This is a genomic window from Streptomyces sp. NPDC005728 (genome assembly GCF_040630895.1).
GTDB lineage: Bacteria > Actinomycetota > Actinomycetes > Streptomycetales > Streptomycetaceae > Streptomyces.
In genome coordinates this window covers 44,894-66,997 of sequence record NZ_JBEXYL010000019.1, presented here as the reverse complement: position 1 = coordinate 66,997, position 22,104 = coordinate 44,894, and the positions used below count along the sequence as shown (strand labels likewise).

Annotated in this window: 15 protein-coding genes; 4 read left to right on the top strand and 11 right to left on the bottom strand. The window is 70.7% G+C overall.

The window, feature by feature from the left end:
* Positions 1-39: 39 nt before the first annotated feature.
* The 4 genes from ABZ471_RS15675 to ABZ471_RS15660 form a co-directional block, all read right to left on the bottom strand.
* Positions 40-2,436: an ABC transporter ATP-binding protein gene (locus tag ABZ471_RS15675; protein WP_359066632.1), complete on the bottom strand. Its 2,397-nt coding sequence runs from the start codon at positions 2,434-2,436 to the stop codon at positions 40-42.
* 157 nt (positions 2,437-2,593) lie between these two features.
* Positions 2,594-3,352, bottom strand: coding sequence for an NUDIX hydrolase (locus ABZ471_RS15670; protein ID WP_359066630.1), 759 nt, complete (start codon positions 3,350-3,352; stop codon positions 2,594-2,596).
* Positions 3,353-3,481: 129 nt separating this feature from the next.
* Positions 3,482-5,704 carry a glycogen debranching N-terminal domain-containing protein gene (locus ABZ471_RS15665; RefSeq protein ID WP_359066628.1) on the bottom strand — a complete coding sequence of 741 codons (2,223 nt, stop codon included), beginning with the start codon at positions 5,702-5,704 and terminating at the stop codon, positions 3,482-3,484.
* 269 nt (positions 5,705-5,973) lie between these two features.
* Positions 5,974-7,566, bottom strand: a complete 1,593-nt coding sequence (locus tag ABZ471_RS15660; RefSeq protein WP_359066626.1) for a DUF4192 family protein — start codon at positions 7,564-7,566, stop codon at positions 5,974-5,976.
* A 175-nt stretch (positions 7,567-7,741) separates the two neighbouring features.
* Between ABZ471_RS15660 and ABZ471_RS15655 the strand changes: the two genes are divergently transcribed.
* On the top strand, positions 7,742-9,907 hold the full coding sequence (locus tag ABZ471_RS15655) for a RecQ family ATP-dependent DNA helicase (protein WP_359066624.1): 2,166 nt from the start codon (positions 7,742-7,744) through the stop codon (positions 9,905-9,907).
* Positions 9,908-10,194: 287 nt separating this feature from the next.
* On the top strand, positions 10,195-10,815 hold the full coding sequence (locus ABZ471_RS15650; RefSeq protein WP_359066622.1) for a hypothetical protein: 621 nt from the start codon (positions 10,195-10,197) through the stop codon (positions 10,813-10,815).
* Between the two features lie 416 nt (positions 10,816-11,231).
* Here the strand turns inward: ABZ471_RS15650 and ABZ471_RS15645 are convergent, their stop codons facing one another.
* The 3 genes from ABZ471_RS15645 to ABZ471_RS15635 form a co-directional block, all read right to left on the bottom strand.
* Positions 11,232-11,864, bottom strand: a complete 633-nt coding sequence (locus tag ABZ471_RS15645) for a hypothetical protein (RefSeq protein WP_359066620.1) — start codon at positions 11,862-11,864, stop codon at positions 11,232-11,234.
* A gap of 68 nt (positions 11,865-11,932) precedes the next feature.
* Positions 11,933-12,634: a ribonuclease HII gene (locus ABZ471_RS15640; RefSeq protein ID WP_359066618.1), complete on the bottom strand. Its 702-nt coding sequence runs from the start codon at positions 12,632-12,634 to the stop codon at positions 11,933-11,935.
* An 81-nt stretch (positions 12,635-12,715) separates the two neighbouring features.
* The gene (locus ABZ471_RS15635) at positions 12,716-13,339 is read right to left on the bottom strand and encodes a TetR/AcrR family transcriptional regulator (RefSeq protein WP_359066616.1); all 624 of its coding nucleotides are present in this window, start codon (positions 13,337-13,339) and stop codon (positions 12,716-12,718) included.
* Between the two features lie 185 nt (positions 13,340-13,524).
* Between ABZ471_RS15635 and ABZ471_RS15630 the strand changes: the two genes are divergently transcribed.
* Positions 13,525-15,072 carry an MFS transporter gene (locus tag ABZ471_RS15630; RefSeq protein WP_359066614.1) on the top strand — a complete coding sequence of 516 codons (1,548 nt, stop codon included), beginning with the start codon at positions 13,525-13,527 and terminating at the stop codon, positions 15,070-15,072.
* 366 nt (positions 15,073-15,438) lie between these two features.
* Here ABZ471_RS15630 and ABZ471_RS15625 read toward each other — a convergent pair whose 3' ends face one another.
* The 3 genes from ABZ471_RS15625 to ABZ471_RS15615 all read right to left on the bottom strand — a co-directional run bounded on the left by ABZ471_RS15625 (position 15,439) and on the right by ABZ471_RS15615 (position 17,785).
* On the bottom strand, positions 15,439-16,344 hold the full coding sequence (locus ABZ471_RS15625; RefSeq protein WP_359066612.1) for an ADP-ribosylglycohydrolase family protein: 906 nt from the start codon (positions 16,342-16,344) through the stop codon (positions 15,439-15,441).
* Between the two features lie 12 nt (positions 16,345-16,356).
* Positions 16,357-17,016 carry a histidine phosphatase family protein gene (locus ABZ471_RS15620; protein WP_359066610.1) on the bottom strand — a complete coding sequence of 220 codons (660 nt, stop codon included), beginning with the start codon at positions 17,014-17,016 and terminating at the stop codon, positions 16,357-16,359.
* A gap of 163 nt (positions 17,017-17,179) precedes the next feature.
* Entirely contained in the window at positions 17,180-17,785 is a 606-nt protein-coding gene (locus ABZ471_RS15615) for a YdbC family protein (protein WP_359066608.1), read from the bottom strand.
* Between the two features lie 113 nt (positions 17,786-17,898).
* Here ABZ471_RS15615 and ABZ471_RS15610 point away from each other — a divergent pair, with 113 nt between their 5' ends.
* The gene (locus tag ABZ471_RS15610) at positions 17,899-18,471 is read left to right on the top strand and encodes a TerD family protein (protein WP_359066606.1); all 573 of its coding nucleotides are present in this window, start codon (positions 17,899-17,901) and stop codon (positions 18,469-18,471) included.
* A 633-nt stretch (positions 18,472-19,104) separates the two neighbouring features.
* Here the strand turns inward: ABZ471_RS15610 and ABZ471_RS15605 are convergent.
* Positions 19,105-21,999 carry a vitamin B12-dependent ribonucleotide reductase gene (locus ABZ471_RS15605; RefSeq protein WP_359066604.1) on the bottom strand — a complete coding sequence of 965 codons (2,895 nt, stop codon included), beginning with the start codon at positions 21,997-21,999 and terminating at the stop codon, positions 19,105-19,107.
* Positions 22,000-22,104 lie beyond the last annotated feature (105 nt).

The window sequence follows — 22,104 nt, the reverse complement described above, 5'->3', positions numbered from 1 at the left end:
GTTGTGCGCACGGCAGGACTGGAAGCGTACGGATGGCCGTCATCGGACCCTGGCGCGCAGGGTCGTGGCCATATACGCACAGAGCAGAGCGGTCAGCGACAACGTCAGTGCGCCACCGACGGGTTGGGCGACAACCCGGGCCATTGCGAGTAGGTACCGTTCCCCTCCGAAGGGCCACTGCAGCAGGAAGACCTCACGCATCCGCACCGGGAAGCCGGCCGCCATCCGTACGGAGGGACCCTGTAGCACCCAGTGGACGAGGGGGACGACGAGCACGGGTACGGCGACGACTGCGGCGAGGCCCGCCGTGGTGGACCGGAAGACACCGGCCGCCAGAACCCCGGCCCATGCGCAGCCGACGACCAGCGCGAACCAACTCGCACTCGCCGAAAGCCAGCCCGAGGGAACTTGCGTCAGCTCCCGTCCGTACACGAGATAGAGCACTTCGGCGTCGCAGCCCACGGTGAGGAAGGCCAGCATCAGGGCGGTGGTGGCGGCGACGAGGAGTTTCGCGGTGAGCAGCCCCAGCCGGCGGGGCACGGTGCCGCGGTCCGCCGCCAGCGCGGGGTGGCGGAACTCGTCCCCGAAGGCCAGCGCACCGAGCAGACCCGCAGCGAGCGCTGTGGGCGGGAGCGGCAGCTCCCGTGGCCAAGCCGCGAACAGCCGCGCCTGCGGGGTGTGGCCGATCCGCGCCAGGACCACGGCGGTGAGCGCGGACACCGCCAGCACGGCCCCGCAGGTGAGGAAGCCGGTGCCGATTCCGGTGGCGCGCCGGAGTTCGTAGCGCAGGGGCCGAAGGGGGCTGCGGGCAGGGCGGACGGAGATGGGGAGCGGGAGGGGGGACAGAGCATCGCGAGTGAGGGTCGTGTCGAGGTCCGAGCGTGACAGCTGACCGGATTGCTCGGTCCGGGGTTGACGGCTGCCGGGGTTCCGAGCGCCTGGATTCCGTGCGCCGGGGACGGTCGTGCCGGCGGCCAGAGTGCTGACGGCCGCGGTGTTCTTGGCGTCCGCCTCCACTCCCGGATCCGCGGAGGCTTCCGAGGGAGTTGCCTCCGGCGCGGCGACCATGGGGCGAGTGTCACCGCCGATCAGAGGCTCGCCACAGGGAGCCGCCCCGGCAGCGTTGCCCACTCCGTCCATGGCACCGTGGTCGGCGCCGGAGGACGTGCGGTCGAGCCCGGAGGAGGCACCGAGCGACGCGTGGCCGGTTGCGGCGGCGGTGTCGGCCCGCGCCGTCCCCTCGACCGGAGCGCTGTTGACGATCTTCGTGTGGTCCGGCACCGAGCCGAGGCCCTGAACTCCCCCGTGCGACGGTCGCTCGCCGCCGACGCCCGTCGCCGCCTCTGCCTCTACTTCCGGCGCCGATACGCCGGACACCACTCGTTCCTGCTCCCCTGAGAAGAGATCGGCCCCTGCTGGGGAGCGCCGGGCAGCCCACTCCTCCGGCAGAGAGCCGGAGGCGGCCTGCTCCTGCCCCTCCGGCGCGCTGTCCGGTACCGCCTGTTCCCGCCCGGCCTCGTCGGCAGCGCTCGCCTCACTCTCGGACGCCGTCGCCTCGCACGCCCCCATGTCCCCCACCTCGTCCGCGAGTTGGTGGACGAGAATGCCGTGCCGGAACGCGGTCTCTCCGACATCGGCGGTCGTACTGCCGTACACGGAGAGACGATTGCCGTCCTCCCTCACGACCTCGACGGAACGCTTGGCGGTACGGGCCTCCTTGGCGAGCAGGGTTGCCAGGCGGGCCGCATGGGGGCTGCGGACGGCCACGCGTGGACGCAATCGAGTGCGGGAGAACTCCTTGGCCTCCTGGTCGGCGACGAGTCGGCCGTTGTCGAGGGTGACGACCCGGTCGGCCTCGCGAGCGGCCTCCTTGGAGTCGGCCGTCGTGAACAGCACCGTGCCGCCCTGGGCTGCGTGGGCACGCAGCATGCCGTGCAGCCAGCGCGCCTCGCGGGCGGAGATACCATCGGCGGGCTCGTCCAGCACGAGCGTGTGCGGGTCGGGCAGGAGGGCGCAGGCCAGGCCGAGCCTGCGGTCCATGCCGCGGGACAGGGTGCCGAGGCGTTCCTCGCGGAGGCTGACGAGGCCGACCACTTCCAGGACCTCGTCGGCGCGCCGGGCGGGAACTCCCGCCGCCGCGCACAGCATGCGCAGATGCCCGCGGACCGAGCGGGCAGGGTGCCCGGGCACGTCGCCGAGGAGCACACCGACTTCCCGCGACGGATGGGCGATCTGATGCAGGGGCCGCCCCCTGAAGTAGGTGATGCCACGGCCCTGTTGGAGTTCGAGCATCAGCCTGAGCGCCGTCGTCTTGCCCGCGCCCGCTGCTCCGAGGAGCGCGGTGACACGACCGGCGTGCGCCTCGAAGGAGACGTCGTCGACGGCGGGCGGGTGCGCCTTGCGGGGATTGCTGGTCAGTCCGAAGGCCTGGATCACCTACAGCAAGATAGTGCTCAATGTCCGGTTTTTCTGGTATCGCCGGATCTGTTCTTCGGTGGCGCGCAACTCGAAGGGCACTTTCGTCCGCCATTCGAGGGGCGGGCCTCGGCGCACCCCGCGGACAGGCCTGTTCCGGCGGCCGGGTGCCGATGCGTCAGACCTCGGGACGGAGCATCGGAGGGTTGAGCAGGGTGGCCCCGCCGGCCCGGAAGAGCTGGGCCGGTCGTCCGCCCTGACGGGTGGTCGTACCGCCCGTCGGAACCAGGAAGCCCGGTGTCCCGGTGACCTTGCGGTGGAAGTTGCGCGGGTCGAGAGCCACACCCCACACCGCTTCGTAGACCCGGCGCAGTTCCCCGACGGTGAACTCGGGCGGGCAGAACGCGGTGGCCAGCGACGAGTACTCGATCTTGGAACGGGCCCGCTCGACCCCGTCGGCGAGGATCTGGGCATGGTCGAAGGCCAGCGGTGCCACAGGTTCGCCGTCGCGGCCGTATCCGCCCTGCTGGAGCAGTTCCTCGACCGGTGCCCAGCGCGCGTTGCTCGCGTCGCCACCGGCCCGGGGCGCGGGCAGGTCCGGGGCGAGGGCGAGGTGAGCAACGCTGACGACCCTCATCCGGGGGTCCCGCTTCGGATCGCCGTAAGTGGCGAGCTGTTCCAGATGGGCGCCGTTGTCCTGGGCCGGAGCCGAGGGATCGTGGGCGTGCAGACCGGTCTCCTCGGCCAGCTCACGCGCCGCCGCCTGGGACAGGTCCTCGTCGGCCCGTACGAAGCCGCCAGGCAGCGCCCAGCGCCCCTGGAACGGCGGCTCGCCCCTGCGTACCGCCAACGCGCACAGGGCATGGCGGCGCACGGTCAGCACGACCAGATCCACGGTGACGGCGAAGGGCGGAAAGGCTGACGGGTCGTAGGGCATGCGGCGATCATAGTCGTCTGCCTGACGATAAACACTCCCTTCGCCAGCCGCACGGATGGCGGATCCGCTTCGTTCCGGTATGCGGCGCAGGGTGAGCTCCGCTTCGTCGGCAGGTCGCGTCGTACGAGGTCACACTCCCAGTTGCAGGCCGTCCGCCGCCTCCTCGACCATGGCGAGTCCCAGTCGGCTGACCCGCACGGCGAAGGGAGCGCCCGCGACCCGCAGCCCTGTCAGGCTGATCCCGCCGAGGGGAGCGCTCTGCATCGGACGAAGGGTGACGGTGCGGGCGGGGGCATCGGGACGGATACCTGCGAGCGCGGTGAGGACCAGGACCGCGGAGGCCGCGGCGGTGGCCGCCGGGCGGCAGGCCGCCGGATGCGGGAGGGGAGCACTCCCCGCGGACCGCTGCTCCCCCGCGAACATCTCCGGCAGTCGGTGGCCGAAGTGCTCTGCCGCTTCCAGCAGCCCTCTCAACAGGCCGCTCGCCTCCTTCTCGTAACCGGCGGCGGCCAGTCCGGCGACGGCGATCGCGGTCTCCTGAACCCGCACTGCTCCTGTCCGGTGGCCGAACGGATTGTGTCCCGCCTCCTTGGTGCCGAGACCGCGCAGCCCCCAGCCCGCGTCCATGGCCGGGCTGCCGAGCAGCCGGGCGAGCTGCTCGGTCTGCACCTTGTCGAGCAGGCCGGGGGCGAGCCGGCCGGCGCCGAGCAGACCGGTGTCGAGGAGATGCACGGCGGTGGCGCCGAGGTGCGGAACGGGGCGCCCGCCCGGCACCAGGGCCGCCGCGGGGCGTCCGCCGCCGCGGTCCTCGACCCAGAAGTCCCTCCTGAACGCGTTCCGCACGGCCTGCGCCCACTGTCTTAACTCCGTGGCTCCTGGCCTGCCGTAGGCGTCGAGGAGATCGGCGCCTAGGACGGCCGCGCGGTGGGCGTGGGCCTGCGTCTCGCAGCGGACCGGGCCCCCGGGCTGTGGGTCGGGAAGGTACGTGCCGTCCCCGATGACGGTCCGCAGCCAGGTCAGGCAGCGCTCGGCCGCGGGCAGCAGTTCCCGTGTCTCCTGCTCTGAGAGCCCCCAGCGGCGGGCCTCGGCGAGCAGGACAGGGAAGAGAAGCGTGGCCTCCGTACCCGTGCACGCCGGCGGGAGGAGCGCGCCGGCATCGCGTCGCGGGCCGGGGATCAGGCCGGCCTGTGGGCCCGGGCCGGGAAGCTGGGTACGGGCGAGGGTGCGCATCGTGCCCGCGGCGAGCCGGGTGCCCAGAGGCAGTGCCATCCGGGCGGCGGCGAGGGCCTCGGCCGGTGCCATTCCGCAGCGCCAGGGTGCGCCCGCCGCGAGGTAGGTGTCGGAAGGGTGCGCGGGGTCGCGCAGCAGCAGGGCCTGGAGGTCGTCGACGGCGACCTCCACCAGAGCAGCCACCCGGGGGTCGTCGCCCGCCGCCCGGGCGGGTGCGAGGGGGCTGGTCGCGGCCTGGCCCGCGGCGCGCAGCGGCCCTGCTCCGTCGGGGCGTACCCATAGTTCCACGGCTGCCGTTCCTCCCGGAGGCAGTTCCAGTTCCCAGCGCAGGAGTCCGGCGGACGCCAGTGCGTCGGCGGGCGGCGGGTGCGCGGTGACCCAGGCGCTGCCGTCGGCCGAGGACCAGCGCAGGCCCGAGTCGTGGACGCTGGCCGGAATTTCGGGCCCGACCCTGCCGGAGGCGATGGAGCCGAGGTCCGCCAGGTCGGTGCCGAGAGCCACCTCGACCGGGAGGCGGAGCGGGCGCGGGGTGGCGTTGTGGAGGGCGATGCGCTCGGTGCCGTCGGCGGTACGGGTGCGTTCGACGACGACGTCGGGGTCCGGGCCCGCCCCCGGCGAGGCGCGCAGCGTCCCGACGAAGCGGACCCGGTCGGCCCCGGTCATCCTGGCCTGTACCGCGAGCGGTTCCCGCCCGGCGATGCGGACCTGGCACCGCGAGAGCAGGCGCCGGCCGCCCCGGTAGAACCCGTCCAGCCCCTGGCCGGCGAGTTGTCCCTGCTCGCCGGAGATGGCGAGGCCCGGCAGGGCGACGCAGATCAGGGCGGTGTGCGTGGGCGGCAGGTCCGGGGCGGGACGGGGTGTCGGCTGTGACGTGTGCGACGAAGCGCCGGGAGGCGGTGCGGTGGCGGGGCGCCACGGCCGGCGCACGGGCGGGGCGGGGGCTCGGTTCCGGCCGTCGACGGCCGGGGGGTTCGAAGGCTCATCCCAGGACGACGGCGGTTTGGGGACTCCGACGGCTTCCGATGGGGTGATCCCGGCACCGGTCTGGGGGAAGGGCCGGCGCCCGGCCCCGGGTGGGTAGTTGTCGTCGGCGGCTGATTGCCGAGTCGGCTGCTGATGCATGGGGTGGCTTCTTCTGCGTTCGGTGCGCCTCGGACGTGCTGGGCGCGAAGCGAGGCGCCCGGAGGGACAGGGGCGTACGGCGGCACGGCCCGACCAGGCGCTCCACCACTCAGGTGAACGGAAGGGGACTCGTCCTGGTCACGCCTCATACAGGGGAAGCCGACTGAATGGCGGCGTGGCGTGGAGACGGATCCGACTTGCAGGGCCGGTCCGAGAGTGGTCGGACGGCACCCCGTTCTGGCGTCGGCCGCCGCACATCCGCGCGGCTCTCATCCGTCCCCCTCCGTCTCCCGCTGACCGCTGGTCGCCGCCGTGTCGCGGCTCGCGCCGTCACCGGCACGCGTAGGTGTGGTGCTCGGCTTCGCACGGTCCGGCTGCGCACTGCCCGGCCTCCCGCTGCCCGGACGCACGGCTCCGGCGGCCGGAGATCGAGGGTGGGAGCCGGCCGGCCGCCGTCGTACGCCCTCCCCACGCGGCGGACGAGGACTGCTCTCAGCGGCCTCGGCGATCCGCGTTCGGCGACGGCGCCTAGGGCCACCTGTCCTTGAGGCGCGCTCAGCACCGCCACCGTCCGCCTGGAGGGTTTCTGCGGGGCTGGCAACGTCAGCCTCCGAAGGCGCGCACGAGGCCACGTCAGCTGCCCAACCCGCCTGCTCCACGCTCTCCGTCTGTGCACGCCGCCCCGCCGCCTCCTCCACGCGCAGGCAGCGCCGGATGGACTCGGGGTCGAGCCCTTCGTTGCAGGCCTGGTGCAGAAGTCGAGCGAAGAGGTAGTCGGGGTCCGCGCCCAGCGCCATCGCAAGGGCCTCCCGGGCCTCCAACTCGTCGCCGGTCGACCAGGCGACCCAGCCCGCCAGGGTCAGCGGGGCGGCGGCGTGCTCGCTGTACGGCCCGACACAGCGGCGGGCCAGTGCGCGCCAGAGCCTCAGAGCCGGACCGGCCTCGTCGCCCTCCATCCACGCAGCCGCCCGGTCGCGGGTCGTACGGTCCTGGAGCCCCAGGATCAGCGTCGCCGCCTCGTCGTGGGCGAGCAGTTCGTCGTCGCGGAGGTCCGCCGGGTGCGTGCCGGACACCGGTGATGCCGCGGCGAACCTGCGGATGATCCGCCCGGCCAGGTCGAGAGTCTCCTCCGCCACACCCGCGCGGGCCGCGTCGTCCAGGATGCGGGGCACCAGGGCCATACCGGCGGCGTCCAGGGCGACCTCCTGTTCCAGGGCCGCGCTGGTCTCCCAGGGCTGCAGCCTGGCCTGCAGCTCACGGAGCGTGCCGCGTACTTGGATCCCCGCGTAGGTGGCCGCGGCGGCCAGCACCGACGTGCCGGGCAGGCCCATCGCCGTCCCGTCGTCGGGGCAGCAGCCCTTGGTCGCGCAGCAGTACGACCAGAAACGGCCGTCCGAGATGCACAGTGCCTCGACCACGGGCACGTCGAGGTTGCCGCACTCGGTCCGCAGCAGGTCGACGAGCGGCTCGAGCCGGAGCATGACGTCCCTGCCCCTCTCTGCCCGGCCGGGTTCCTGGCAGACGTAGGCGACCATCCGCTGGGGCCGGGCACCGCGTCGCTCGCTACCGGTCACCAGCCCCTGGGCCAGCTGCCGCGCGGCCGCCTTCCAGTCCTCTTTTCCCGCCGGGATGCCGAGCCGGGCTCGGCCGCCGAACCTGCCACGACCTCCCCAATCGTTCAGGGACACCAGCACGATGCTGTCCTCGGGGCGGTAGCCGAGCAGGTAGGGCAGGGCGTCGGCCAGCTCGGCCGGGGTGCGCAGGGTGACTTGGGTGTCGTGGGCGGAAAGCCCGTTCAGTGGCTCTGGTCCCGCGATGTCGCCGTTTTCGAAGGGTCCGGTCGTTTCGCCGTGGTTCGTCATGTGCAGACGATCTCGCGGATCCTGAGATTCCGGTTGAGCCTGTGGATAACTCGAATCAGGGACACGCCAAACCCGGGGCCGTCCCCGCGCTTCGTCCACAGCGGGACCGTCGCGGTCGTCCGCTCCCGGCCGGTGTCCCGCCCGAATGTCAGTCGCGTCCTGTTGGATGGGACGCATGGAGCACACGAGCAACGCGGACCTCCGAACACAGGCCGACGCCGTTCTCGCCCGGCTCGTCGGGGACGCCACGGGCGGGGCCCGGCTGCGCGAGGATCAGTGGCGCGCGATCGAGGCGCTGGTCGCCGACCGACGCCGGGCCCTGGTCGTACAGCGAACCGGATGGGGCAAGTCCGCGGTGTACTTCGTGGCGACCTCTCTGCTGCGGGCCAGAGGCAGCGGCCCCACGGTGATCGTCTCCCCGCTGCTCGCGCTCATGCGCAACCAGGTGGAGGCCGCCGCCCGCGCCGGCATCCACGCCCGGACGATCAACTCCTCCAACACGGAGGAGTGGGAAGCCGTCCAGACCGAGATCGAGGCCGGCGAGGTCGACGTGCTGCTCGTCAGCCCGGAGCGCCTGAACAACCCGGACTTCCGCGATCAGGTCCTGCCCAAGCTCTCCGCGGCAACCGGCCTGCTCGTCGTGGACGAGGCCCACTGCATCTCCGACTGGGGCCATGACTTCCGCCCGGACTACCGCCGGCTGCGCACCATGCTCGGCGACCTCCCACCCGGCGTCCCGGTGCTGGCCACCACCGCCACGGCCAACGCGCGCGTGACCGCCGACGTCGCCGAGCAGCTCGGTACCGGCGGCACCTCGGACGCCCTGGTGCTGCGCGGGCCGCTGGACCGGGAAAGCCTGAGTCTCGGTGTGCTGCGGCTGCCTGACGCCGCGCACCGGATGGCCTGGCTCGCCGACCACCTCGACGACCTGCCGGGCTCCGGCATCATCTACACCCTCACGGTCGCCGCCGCCGAGGAGGTCACCGCCTTCCTGCGGCAGCGCGGGCACGCCGTCGCCTCGTACACGGGCAGGACGGAGAACGCCGACCGGCAGCAGGCCGAGGACGATCTGCTCGCCAACCGGGTCAAAGCGCTGATCGCCACCTCCGCGCTCGGCATGGGGTTCGACAAACCGGACCTCGGGTTCGTCGTGCACCTCGGCTCGCCGTCGTCTCCCATCGCCTATTACCAGCAGGTCGGCCGAGCGGGTCGTGGCGTCGAGCACGCCGAGGTACTGCTCCTGCCGGGCAAGGAGGACGAGGCGATCTGGGAGTACTTCGCCTCACTCGCCTTCCCCTCCGAGGACCTGGTGCGCCGCACCCTGGACGTCCTCGCCCGAGCGGACGGGTCCCTGTCGCTCCCCGCACTGGAACCCCTGGTGGAACTGCGCCGCTCCCGGCTGGAGACGATGCTGAAGGTGCTCGACGTGGACGGTGCCGTGAAGCGCGTCAAGGGCGGCTGGATCGCCACCGGACAGCCGTGGTCGTACGACGCCGAGCGGTACGCCTGGGTGGCCCGGCAGCGCAAGGCCGAGCAGCAGGCGATGCGCAAGTACGCCTCCAGCACGGACTGCCGTATGGAGTTCCTCCAGCGACAGCTGGACGACGAGGGCGCCAAGCCCTGCGGTCGCTGCGACAACTGCGCGGGGCCGCGTTTCACCGCCGACACGTCCACGGCGGCACTGGACGCCGCCCGTGTCGACCTGGGCCGTGCCGGGATCGAGGTGGAGCCCCGCCGTATGTGGCCGACCGGCCTGCCGGCGATCGGCATCGACCTCAAGGGACGCATTCCGGTCGGTGAACAGGCCTCGTCCGGGCGGGCTCTGGGTCGGTTGTCGGACATCGGCTGGGGCAACCGGCTACGGCCCCTGCTCGCACCCCAGGCCGCCGACACACCCGTGCCGGACGATGTGGCGCGCGCCGTGGTGGAGGTGCTGGCCGACTGGGCGAAGAGCCCGGGCGGCTGGGCCTCCGGCGCGGCCGGCGCCCAGCCCCGGCCCGTGGGTGTCGTCACGGTCGCCTCGCACACCCGGCCGACGCTGATCCACTCCCTGGGCGCCCGCATCGCGGAGATCGGCCGGCTGCCTCTGCTCGGTTCCGTGGAGTACGCCGACGAGGCGCCACGCGTGCCGCGCAGCAACAGCGCCCAGCGCCTGAAGGCCCTCGACGGCGCGCTGACCGTGCCGCCCGCCCTCGCCTCCGCCCTCACGGAGGCGCGCGGTCCGGTCCTGCTCGTGGACGACTTCACGGAGACCGGCTGGACCCTGGCAGTCGCTGCACGCCTGCTCAGAAGGGCCGGGGCCGGCGGGGTGTTGCCCCTGGTGCTGGCCGCCCAGGGCTGACCTCCGGCTGCGCCTGGCCCATCGGCGCCGGCCACCGCACACGAATCTGCCGTGGCAGAACGCCCACGGGGGTCATCAGAGGCCCTCGTGGGTAGGGATATAAGCCACGCACCACCTGATAACTGCCGGTGGCCCCAATTGCTCGTTGCCGCATCCCAGTTCGACAGGAAGAATTGAGGTCCGCTCCCCGCACGGCTCGTCCGTGATCCGGTTGGGCTTTACTGCGGTGCGCGCTCCCCCGAATCCGACCTCGCCCGCAGTGTGGGCGCGTAGCCGAAGGGAGGAACGTGACCTTCGGATTCGCCTCGTCCTCGGCGGCCTCGTTGTCGACGTCCGCGTCCGCCGCTTCCGCCAGCCGCCTGCTCGAGCCCGCGGAGTGGGCAGCCGCCGGAATCCCCCTGCTGCGCAACCCCCGTGAGGTCGTCAGCGGGCTCCACGCCCGCCATCACCCCAGACCGTCCATGGCGATCGTGGCCGTTCTGGATGCCGAGGAACGGCTGTGCGCCAGCGCCTCGTTCCTGCGCCGTCCGGCACCGGCCGACGGCTGGATGTTCCGCAACGCGCTGCTCGCCCAGCTGCGCCGGATCATTCCGCACGACCTGCGCCGCCGCACCCCGGTGCGCACCGCCGTGCTGCTCTACTGCCGTGAGGGCGAAGCGCGTTGGACCGAGGAGGACGGCGCTTGGATGTGGGGCCTGCGCGACGCCTGCACACTCCACGGGCTGCGCTGCGGTGCGTACATCACGCTGACCGGGGACGGGTGGCAGGTGCTCGGTGAGGGGCGCGGGGGACGCAGACCGCACGCCCACTCGGAGCCGGAGCCCTTCGCCATGTCGGAGACCCCGCCCCTGGCTCCTCGCACCGGCGGGCCGGTCTCCGAGGTCCTGCGCCGCGTGGCTGCCCGCTGAGGATTCGGCCGGGGGCTACGGGGGCCCGCCGGCGCAGCCCGCTCAGTGAGCCTGTGCCACCAGCCAGGAGGCGGGTGGAGGACCGCCGAGGGATACCAGCCAGAGCCGCGTACGAGTCACGCGACACCGAGGCTCGTACTCGGTGCACGGCGGTCTGTACGACACCGATACGCACAGCCGTCGGCCCGCCGCCGATACGGCGCTCGCCACTTGGGCCGGCCTCGGACGCGCCACTGCGCTCCCGCCTCGGCCCTGCCCGTGGGACGCTGTCGGCTCTACTGCCGACGCCTGCCAGGCGGCCGTCCCACGAGGAGGAACGGCCACTGCCAGTCGTCCGGGCACGCCAAGAACCGCACCGTGCGGATGCCCTCGGAACTGCCTTCGTCACCTCGACGCCCGGTGGGGCCGGACGTGACTCAGACGCCCGCGCCGAGCACCGAGTTGATCTGCTGCGGGTCGCCGCAGACGATCAGCAACGCACCGGCCCTGGAGTGGGCCAGCGGGAGGACGGTGGCGGCAGCGGCGGCAGGACCACCGTTGACGGCCACGACCACCACCGGGCGGGACGCGGCACGGGAAGCGATGGCGGCGTCCGTGTAGAAGACGTCGTCACCGGCGTCGTGCTGCGCCCAGTAGGAGGCTTCGCCGAAGGACAGCTCGTGCTCGGCCCACGGGTGCTGGGCACCGGTGGTGATCACCAGCACGTCTCCGGGGGTGCGGCCCGAGTCCAGGAGCAGGTCCACCGCCTCGTCGGCGGAGTCGAGCGCACCCTCGGCCGAGGCCGGAATGAGTTGGATCTGGGGGGTCGCCGCCGTGGCGGCGGGAACGGCCGGGCCCGACGGGCCTGGCTTGGACGGAGCCACGTCACGCGGTGTGCGCTGCACCGGCGACGTCGGCCGCTGGGGGCCGGGACGACCGGGGCGGGACGGAGCCGCGGGACGGGGGCCGGGTACGGGGCGGGGGGTCGGCGCGGTACGGCCGCTGGCCGGCGTGGCGCGGGGACCCTGGGCACTCTCGTGAATCTGAGGCTCCTCGGGAATGAGAGGCATGAGCTGATATTTATCAAACATTGGTGCGGCGCGGATGACCGGGTGGCACATCAGTGCGAGCAGAACCGTCAGAAATCGAAGCCGAGCTGACCCTCGATCTCCGGAACGCTTCCGTCCGCCCAGCCGCGGACCTTCTTGAGGTGCTGCCACTGGGGCAGCGCATCAAGATACGCCCACGACAATCGGTGGTACGGGGTGGGTCCCCGCTCCTCGAGTGCGGCCTTGTGCACGGGCGACGGATACCCGGCGTTGTCCGCAAACCCGAAGTCTGCATGGTCGATACCCAGTTCGGCCATCATTTTGTCGCGCTGGACCTTGGCGATCACCGACGCTGCCGCAACGGCCACGCACGACCGGTCACCCTTGATCACCGTGCGCACCTTCCACGGGGCGCCGAGATAGTCGTGCTTCCCGTCGAGGATCACGGCGTCGGGGCGGACCGGCAGGGCTTCCAGGGCACGCACGGCTGCCAGCCGCAGCGCGGCGGTCATCCCCAGTTCGTCGATCTCCTCGGGGGAAGCATGCCCCAGGGCATAGGCCGTCACCCACGAACGCAGTATCCCGGCCAGTTCCGTACGCCGTTTGACCGTCAGCAGCTTGGAGTCGGTCAGACCCTCGGGCGGTCGACGGAGTCCGGTGATCGCCGCGCAGACGGTGACAGGACCGGCCCAGGCGCCCCGCCCCACCTCGTCGACACCAGCAATGACCTTCGCTCCGGTCGTGGCGCGCAGGGAGCGCTCGACGGTATGAGTGGGCGGTTCGTACGGCATGGCGCCCTTAGCGTACGCCGCCGGGAACCTCGTGCGACACCCTGGTCCCACGGCCGGCACCGAGGTCGCGGGCGGCCGGGATCAGGCACCGTGCGGGCGCAGCAGCGGAAGCATCAGCAGGTCGATCATCTCCTCGAGATCCCGATCGCTCCATTCGCTGGCGCACATCTTCGATCGGTACATCATCATGGCCGGGATCGCATCGATGACATATCCGTTGGCTGCGTCGGAACGCACCTCTCCGCGCTCTATTCCACGGGTGATGACCTCACGCAAGAGCTTGACGGTCGGCTCCACCAAGCCGTCGGAGATCACCCCATGGAAGCGCTCGGCCTGCGCTGGGTCACATTCGTGAATCACGGCACGCAGTGCGAAACCGGGGCGGGAGTACATGGCCTCCCGCACCCGCACACACAGGGCCAGCAGATCCTCGCGCACGCTGCCGAGGTCGGGCACCTCCTCGACGGGGGGCAGTCCGGCCACGAGGGCATCGGCGACCAGGTCCTCCTTGGATGGCCAGCGACGGTAGACCGCGGCCTTACCGGTCTGGGCGCCGGCCGCGACCCCCTCCATCGTCAGGCCCTTCCAGCCGACCGTACTGAGCTGCTCCAGCGCGGCATCCAGGATCGCGCGCTCGAGCACCGCACCGCGCCGACGAGGAGGGGCCGTCTGAGCAGGAGCGGCCGTCCAGCGCGAGGTAACCATCGTGTTTCTCCAGCGAGCAAGGGGGAGTGGGGATTCAGGAGCGGGGCTGCGTCGCGTCTCAACCAAGGGGGACGTGATACGCGACGCGAGATTAAGTGAACGCTTGCGTTCTCTCTTGGGGACTCACTACCGTTGACGCGACAGTGAACGCGAGCGTTCACTAACACCTTCGTGGGGGACCCATAGTGACAACCTCTCAGCTGCTCCAGGAACAGAAACCGGGTGCGGCCCGCCGGGAGGGGCATCCCGGCATCGCGCTCACCGTCATCGCGGCCTGCCAACTCATGGTGGTGCTCGACGCGACGATTGTGAACATCGCCCTCCCGCACATTCAAGACGCGCTCAAGTTCAGCACCACAGACCTCACTTGGGTGGTCAGCGCCTACACACTCACCTTCGGCGGTCTGCTGCTCCTCGGCGCGCGGGCCGGTGACGTCCTCGGCCGGCGCCGGGTGTTCATGACCGGCATCCTGCTGTTCACCTTCGCCTCGCTGCTCGGTGGCCTCGCCCAGGAACCCTGGCAGCTGCTGGCCGCACGAGCCCTGCAGGGCGTGGGAGGCGCGATCGCGTCGCCCACCTCGCTCGCACTGATCACGACCACCTTCCCCGAAGGTCCCGAGCGCAACCGGGCGTTCGGCGTGTTCGCGGGAGTGTCGGCCGGTGGCGGTGCCATCGGTCTGCTCGCCGGCGGCATGCTGACCGACTGGCTCGACTGGCGGTGGGTGCTCTTCGTCAATGTGCCCATCGGTGTGCTGATCGCCGTACTCGCACCGCTGTACATCAGCGAATCCGAGCGGCACCCGGGGCGGTTCGACATCGCGGGCGCGCTGACGTCGACACTGGGCATGGCCTCGCTGGTGTACGGCTTCATCCGTGCCTCGGAGGACGGCTGGCGGGACGGACTGACCCTCGGTTCGTTCGGCGCGGCGGTGGTGCTCCTGGTGGCCTTCGTCTTCACCGAACTGCGAGCGAAGGAACCGATCACCCCGCTCAAGATGTTCGCGGACCCCAACCGTTCGGGGACGTACGTGATCATGCTGAGCCTGGCCGCGGCGATGTTCGGCATGTTCTTCTACATCGTGCTGTTCGTGCAGAACGTGCTGGGCTACAGCCCGATCAAGGCAGGCGTGGCCTTCCTTCCCGTCACGGTCGCGATCGCGATCGGAGCGGGTCTGTCCCAGCGATTCCTGCCCACGCTCGGCCCCAAGCCGTTCATGATGGTCGGCTCGGCGCTCGTGGCGGTCGGCCTGTTCTGGCAGACCTTCATCAGCCCTGACAGCTCCTACCTCAGCGGAGTGCTGGGACCGATGCTGGTGTTCGGTTTCGGTATGGGTCTGAACTTCGTGACTGCCACCGTCACGGCGGTTTCCGGTGTCGCCCCGCACGAGGCGGGGGCGGCCTCCGGGCTGCTGAATGCCACCCAGCAGATCGGCGGCTCGCTGGGTCTGTCCATCCTGACCACGGTGTTCGGCTCCGCGAGCACGGACGAGGCGAAGAAGCAGCTGCCCCAGTTCCTCGCGCACAGCACGCCGGAGCAGAAGGCGCAGTTCGCCAAGACGCACCTGCTTCCGGCGCCCTGGGGGAGCGAAGTGCTCGCCCACGGCATCTCGATCGCCTTCATCCCGGCCGTCGCGATGGCTGCACTCGCAGCCGTCACCGCCTGGCTGGTGATCAAGGTCCGCAAGAGCGACCTCGAGGCCCTCTCCGGCACGGCGGGTCCGAGCATCGGCTGACCCGCCCGAGGCTGCGGGAAGCCGCGGCCGGCCGGACCCCTGCCGGGATACAGACGGCACACACAGCGGTCCGGCCGGCCGCATCACGCTCACGGCCATGGTCGCGGCGCCCAAGGGCAGGATCAGTACCATCACCACAACGGCAACCACCGACATGGCCCGCACCCCCTTGCACCCTCGTCTGCCGCCGCCTCGAACCGCGCCGGCGTCTGACCCTGCCGACGGGGATGGCGGATACCAGGAATACGGTTGCCGGTCACGCAGAGTTCCCGGCGAGCACGGAGAGTTTCCGCCTCGGGTGACCGGCAGACCTGTGGTGAGCGCACACCAGGACGCAGGACCGTGCAGGCCTTTGGAGCACGGCCTTCAGAGACCCGCGAGCACCCAGTCCGGCAGCGCCTCGGTCCGCTCCAGCCACTCGGCCGGCGGCGTCCCCGCCTTGCCGGACGCGAGCACACCGCCCACGATCGCGCAGGTCGTGTCCACGTCCCCGCCCACCTGGGCGGTCGTCCAGAACGCCGTCTCGTAGCCGGCAAGGGACCGCGCGGCGGACCAGAGGGCGAACGGAACCGTGTCATGGGCACTCGTGCGGCGCCCGCAGCCGAGAACGGCCGCGACCGTGCCCGCGTCGCCGTAGTCGAGCATGTCCCGGGCGCGGCGCAGCCCGGCGCCGACGGCGCTCTTCGGGACGAGGGCGATCACGCCGTCGAGGAGCGTTTCGGGGCTGGGCGGGCCGTCCGGAGATGCGACCAGCGCGGCAGCCGCGGCAACGGCCATCGCGCCCACCACGGCTTCGCGGTGCTGGTGCGTGGGATACGCCGAGATCTCCGCCTGGTGGGTCGCCTGCTCCAGGTCGTCCGCGTACCAGGCACCCAGGGGCGCGATACGCATCGCCGCGCCGTTGCCCCAGGAGCCCCGTCCGTTGAAGAGGGCCGCGGACAGCTCGCGCCAGTCCTCGCCTTCCCGGACGAGGCGGAGCAGCCGGTTGACGGCGGGGCCGTAGCCCCGGTCGAAGTCGTGGTGCTCGGCGAAGGAGCGGGCCAGCGCGTCCTGGTCGAGGCGCTGGTGGGCGGCCAGGACGGCCACCACGGAGCAGGCCATCTCCGTGTCGTCCGTCCACTGCCAGGAGCCCCCGGGCAGCTCGCGCCGTTTGAGCAGGGGGTAGTTCGCCGGAACGAAGAACTGCGAGCCCAGCGCATCCCCCACCGCAAGTCCGCGCAGGCTGGCCAGGGCGCGCTCCAGGCGCCCGAGAGAAGAGGAGTCAGCGGTCATCGCCCTGCCACTCTATCCGCTGACCCAGTTCGGCACCGGGTCCCGCCACCGCTCGAAGGGCCGGTCGAGGGTGTACTTGCCGTCCTCCCCGAGAACGAGCATCCGCATCTCGGCGTTCCCGGGGTTCGACAGAGACTCGAATTCCGCGACGGTCCAGTGGAACCAGCGCATGCAGAACAGCCGCATCGCCAGTCCGTGTGTCACCAGGAGCACGTTCGGCGGATGGTCGGGGGCCTCGAAGCTGCGGAACAGGCTCTCCAGGAAGCCGCCGACCCGGTCGTACACGTCGGCACCGGACTCCCCCTGAGGGAAGCGGAAGAAGAAGTGGCCGTACGCGTCCCGGTACGCCTTCTGCAGGCGCACGTCGTCGCGGTCCTGCCAGTTGCCCCAGTCCTGCTCGCGCAGCCTGGGTTCCTCCCGCACCCGTATGAGGTCGGGGTCGAGGTGGAAGGCGCGCAGGGTCTCGAGGGTACGGCGGTAGGGGGAGACGTACACGCTCACGCGTTCGTGGCCGAAGATCTCGCGGACTGTCTTGCCGGTCTCTTCCGCCTGCCGCCAGCCGCGTTCGGTCAGCGCGAGAGCGTGGTCGGGCTCGCGCTCGTACACGGAGTCATCAACATTGCCCGTTGACTCGCCGTGCCGGACAAGGATGATGCGCCGTGGTCGTGCCATGCCAAAACCCTAGTTGGCGCGGCGGGCAGTCGAGCACTCGTACGGGCTCCATACGGCGTAGGTCACACGGATCTTGCACATTGAAGTGCTTTTCGGGCACACGAATCTAGCGTTTGCTTTTCCAACTATCTACGGCGGCGCCTGCCCCCGTCAGGTACACGCCTCAGACCGTCCAGGACGGCTCCAGCTCCACGATGTCACCCGAGAGGGCCGCGATGTCCGCCTCCGTCTGGGCGCGCAGGGCGAGGCGCTCCACCCGCTCCGTGCGGTACTTGCCGTGCTCGGCCGCCGACCGCCACATGGACAGGACCATGAACTCGTGCTCGGGCGCCTCGGCGAACATGCCCCGGATCATGCCGGGCGAGCCGGCCATCGCGGGGTTCCAGACCTTCTCCTGCATCAGCGTGAAGTGTTCGACGCGGTCCTCGTGCACCCGGCAGAGTGCGACGCGGATCAGGTCCGAGTCGGTGAACCGGGGCTCGAAGCCGGTCTTCACGTCGAATCGGTACTCGAACAGCTTGACCTGGGCGTCCTTGAACGTGCCGGACTGGGCAGCCGCCAGGCGGTCGTGGGAGCGGGCCATGAAGGAGTCGTAGAAGGCACGGCTCTCCCAGAAGGCGAAGATGTGCACCACCCCGGGCCGCTGCCGGCTCCAGCCTCCGCCCTGTCCCCGAAATCCCGGCTCCCCCAGAAGCCCCGCCCATTTCCGCTGCCCGCGCTCGAAGCCGCGGCGGTCCACCACGGTGCAGCGAATCCACTTGACCAGCACCGCGCCATCGTACGGCCACCGGGCGTGGCGTCGGTCACGCTCCGGCGGAGATCACCCGCGCATGCAGCCCGCGCCCGTGGCACGATGAGCAAGGAGCCCTGACTCCACAGGAGTTGGGGAAGACGGATCTTCAGGGGGGAAGGGGAAGCCCGGTGACCGGCTTCAGCAAGGGAAACCGCAAGGTGGAGGTCGCGCTCAAGTGGGACCCGAGTCCGGCGGGTCAGGCGCCCACCGATCTCGACCTCGTCGCCGCGACCTTCGTGTCCGGTGACCCGAACGGGGCTCCGGCCTATCTGGTGCACTTCGACAGCCGCTCCCCGGACGGCACGATCTACCTCAACCGGGACAGCACGGACGGCAAGGGCTTCGGCTGGGACGAGGTCATGACGCTCGAACTCGACCGGCTCGACAGCCGGTACGCGCGCGTGGTGGTCGGTGTCGTCATCCAACAGCAGACCGGGCACAAGGTGTTCGTGGATGTGCTGAGTCCCGCCGTGCGCATTCGCGAGGGCTACACGGTGCTCGCCGAGGACGACTTCGGCTCGGTCCTCGGGGCCACGGCGGCCACGATCGCCGAGTTCGTGCGGGACGGATCCGGCGGGTGGACCTTCCACGCCGGTGTCCATGGCTTCGACGAGGATCCGGCGGCCTTCGCCCAGGTCATGGGCCGGACGGACCGGCCCTGACGTTCACCCGGTGCAGGGGGCGACGATCGCGGGCGTCCGGGCCGGCTCCTCCAGGACGGTGCATGGTGTGGGAGGCCAAGGCAGGCACCGGGCCGGGCTCGCCGGTCCGGAAGGCCGCCGCCAACGGCGCCGGCCGGCGCATCGAGTCGGCCTCCGTGAGGCTCGGACGGCCGAGGATCCGCGCGAGCGCCTGGGCGAGGCGGTCGTCCTCCTGAGCGCGGCCAGGAGGTCCGCTCCGTCGGTGATCCGGGCCAGCACGAGCGGCACGAAGCCGCGGGCCCGCACGGCCGGATCCTTCAGATGAACAGCCATGCGGTCACCGAGCCGGTCTCGCCCGGCGGGACGGAGCCCCGGTACGCGGCAGACCGCCGCGAGGTAGGCGTCGTCGCGCACCACGGGACCGGGTGAACGAAAATCCTCGGCCAAGGCGTCGAGGGCAGCGGCCCGGTCCACTTCGCGAGGTCCGAGAGGCCGGCGTCGTACCTGTGCGTCGTGGTCATGAGCCGAGGTAGGGACGCGCCCCCGCAACCTGCGGAGCCGATTCCGCGGATGCCCCAGAGAGTAGAGGCGCCCCGGAAAAGTAAGGGGCGCCGGCAATTGGCCGGCGCCCCTTACCTCAGATACCGCGTGTCATCAGCTGCAGCCGCTGGTCGAACCGCAGCCCTCGCAGATGTAGCAGGACCCGGCCCGCTGCATCTTCGTACCGCAGGAGAAGCACAGCGGGGCGTCGGCCTGGATGCCCAGCTGCATCTCCACCAGCTCGGCGCTGGTGTGAGCCTGCCTCGGAGCCGGCTCGACCACCTCGGCCTCGACCTTCGGTGCGGCCACGGCCTTCAGCTCCTGGGCGCGCGGCGCCGACTGGGCCAGGCCCTCGACGTCGACCTCGTCCTCGGTCGGCTCGTAGGAGCCGGTCTCCAGGTGGCGCTGGCGCTCCTCGGCGGAGTGGATGCCCAGGGCGGAGCGGGTCTCGAAGGGCAGGAAGTCCAGCGCCAGACGGCGGAAGATGTAGTCGACGATGGACTGCGCCATGCGCACGTCCGGGTCGTCCGTCATCCCGGCCGGCTCGAAGCGCATGTTGGTGAATTTCGAGACGTACGTCTCCAGGGGCACGCCGTACTGGAGGCCGACCGAGACGGCGATGGAGAAGGCGTCCATCATGCCCGCGAGGGTCGAGCCCTGCTTGGACATCTTGAGGAAGACCTCGCCGAGACCGTCGTCGGGGTAGGAGTTGGCCGTCATGTAGCCCTCGGCGCCACCGACGGTGAAGGACGTGGTGATGCCGGGACGACCCTTCGGGAGGCGCTTGCGAACCGGGCGGTACTCGACCACCTTCTCGACCGTCTCGCGGATGGTCGCCTCGGCCTTCGCCGTGACCTCGGCCTTCTCCTTCTCCTTGGTCTTGGCGGAGAGCGGCTGACCGACCTTGCAGTTGTCGCGGTAGATGGCGAGCGCCTTGACGCCCATCTTCCAGGCCTCGAAGTAGATCTCCTCGACCTCCTCGACGGTCGCCGACTCCGGCATGTTGACCGTCTTGGACAGGGCACCGGAGATCCACGGCTGGATCGCGGCCATCATGCGGACGTGGCCCATCGCGGAGATGGAGCGCTCGCCCATGGCGCAGTCGAACACCTCGTAGTGCTCGTGCTTGAGGCTCGGGGCATCGACGACATTGCCGTGCTCGGCGATGTGGGCGACGATCGCCTCGATCTGCTCCTCCTGGTAGCCCAGGCGGCGCAGGGCCTGCGGGACCGTGCCGTTGACGATCTGCATCGAGCCGCCGCCGACCAGCTTCTTGAACTTGACCAGGGCGAGGTCGGGCTCGAGGCCGGTGGTGTCGCAGGACATCGCCAGACCGATGGTGCCGGTCGGGGCGATGACGGACGCCTGGGAGTTACGGAAACCGTTCTGCTCGCCGAGGCGCAGCACGTCCTGCCAGGCCTCCGTGGCGGCGGCCCAGATCGGCGTGTCCAGGTCGTCCATGCGGACGGCCTTGGTGTTCTCGTCCGCGTGCTGCTTCATGACACGCAGGTGCGGCTGGGCGTTGCGGGCGTAGCCGTCGTACGCACCGACGACCGCGGCGAGTTCGGCGGAACGCTTGTACGACGTGCCGGTCATCAGAGAGGTGATGGCACCGGCAAGGGCACGGCCGCCGCCGGAGTCGTACGCGTGGCCCGTCGCCATCAGCAGGGCGCCGAGGTTGGCGTAGCCGATGCCGAGCTGGCGGAACGCGCGCGTGTTCTCACCGATCTTCTGCGTCGGGAAGTCCGCGAAGCAGATGGAGATGTCCATCGCGGTGATGACGAGCTCGACGACCTTCGCGAAGCGCTCGACGTCGAAGGACTGGTTGCCCTTGCTGTCGTCCTTCAGGAACTTCATCAGGTTCAGCGAGGCGAGGTTGCAGGACGTGTTGTCCAGGTGCATGTACTCGCTGCAGGGGTTCGAGCCGTTGATACGGCCGGACTCCGGGCAGGTGTGCCAGTGGTTGATGGTGTCGTCGTACTGGATACCCGGGTCGGCGCAGGCCCAGGCGGCCTCGGCCATCTTGCGGAACAGGGCCTTGGCGTCGACCTCCTCGATGACCTCGCCGGTCATGCGGGACGTCAGGCCGAACTTGCCGCCCGTCTCGACGGCCTTCATGAACGTGTCGTTCACACGGACCGAGTTGTTGGCGTTCTGGTACTGGACGGACGTGATGTCGTCACCGCCCAGGTCCATGTCGAAGCCCGCGTCGCGCAGGGCGCGGATCTTCTCCTCTTCCTTCACCTTGGTCTCGATGAAGTCCTCGATGTCGGGGTGGTCGACGTCGAGGATGACCATCTTGGCGGCGCGGCGGGTGGCGCCGCCCGACTTGATCGTTCCTGCGGAGGCGTCGGCACCACGCATGAAGGAGACGGGACCCGAGGCGTTACCGCCGGAGGACAACAGCTCCTTGGAGGAGCGGATGCGGGAGAGGTTCAGGCCGGCACCGGACCCGCCCTTGAAGATCATGCCCTCTTCCTTGTACCAGTCGAGGATCGACTCCATGGAGTCGTCGACGGACAGGATGAAGCAGGCGGAGACCTGCTGGGGCTGCGGGGTTCCGACGTTGAACCAGACGGGGCTGTTGAAGCTGAAGATCTGGTGCAGGAGGGCGTACGCCAGCTCGTGCTCGAAGATCTCGGCGTCGGCGGGCGAGGCGAAATACTTGTTCTCCTCGCCGGCCTTCCGGTACGTCTTCACGATGCGGTCGATCAGCTGCTTGAGGCTGACCTCACGCTGCGGGGTGCCGACGGCACCGCGGAAGTACTTGCTGGTGACGATGTTGACCGCGTTCACCGACCAGAAGTCGGGGAACTCGACGCCACGCTGCTCGAAGTTGACCGAGCCGTCGCGCCAGTTGGTCATGACGACGTCACGGCGCTCCCACGCCACCTCGTCGTACGGGTGTACGCCGGGGGTGGTGTGGATGCGCTCGATACGCAGTCCCTTGCTGGCCTTGGTGCCCTTCGCTCGGGAACCTCGTGCCGGACCGCTCGCCGTCTCTGTCATGCCGCCTCCCTGTACGGGCTAAAACGCCCTGAAGTGCCACGATGTTCCCGTGGCACGGTGTTCTGTCGTGTATTGCGGGCACCCTCAGCTGCCGCCCGCAACAGG

Coding starts and splice junctions, on each gene's coding strand:
- ABZ471_RS15670 (WP_359066630.1), bottom strand. CDS start 3,352: ATGCCCTACGACCCGTCAGCCTTTCCGCCCTTCGCCGTCACCGTGGAT.
- ABZ471_RS15665 (WP_359066628.1), bottom strand. CDS start 5,704: ATGCATCAGCAGCCGACTCGGCAATCAGCCGCCGACGACAACTACCCA.
- ABZ471_RS15660 (WP_359066626.1), bottom strand. CDS start 7,566: ATGACGAACCACGGCGAAACGACCGGACCCTTCGAAAACGGCGACATC.
- ABZ471_RS15655 (WP_359066624.1), top strand. CDS start 7,742: ATGGAGCACACGAGCAACGCGGACCTCCGAACACAGGCCGACGCCGTT.
- ABZ471_RS15645 (WP_359066620.1), bottom strand. CDS start 11,864: ATGCCTCTCATTCCCGAGGAGCCTCAGATTCACGAGAGTGCCCAGGGT.
- ABZ471_RS15640 (WP_359066618.1), bottom strand. CDS start 12,634: ATGCCGTACGAACCGCCCACTCATACCGTCGAGCGCTCCCTGCGCGCC.
- ABZ471_RS15635 (WP_359066616.1), bottom strand. CDS start 13,339: ATGGTTACCTCGCGCTGGACGGCCGCTCCTGCTCAGACGGCCCCTCCT.
- ABZ471_RS15625 (WP_359066612.1), bottom strand. CDS start 16,344: ATGACCGCTGACTCCTCTTCTCTCGGGCGCCTGGAGCGCGCCCTGGCC.
- ABZ471_RS15620 (WP_359066610.1), bottom strand. CDS start 17,016: ATGGCACGACCACGGCGCATCATCCTTGTCCGGCACGGCGAGTCAACG.
- ABZ471_RS15605 (WP_359066604.1), bottom strand. CDS start 21,999: ATGACAGAGACGGCGAGCGGTCCGGCACGAGGTTCCCGAGCGAAGGGC.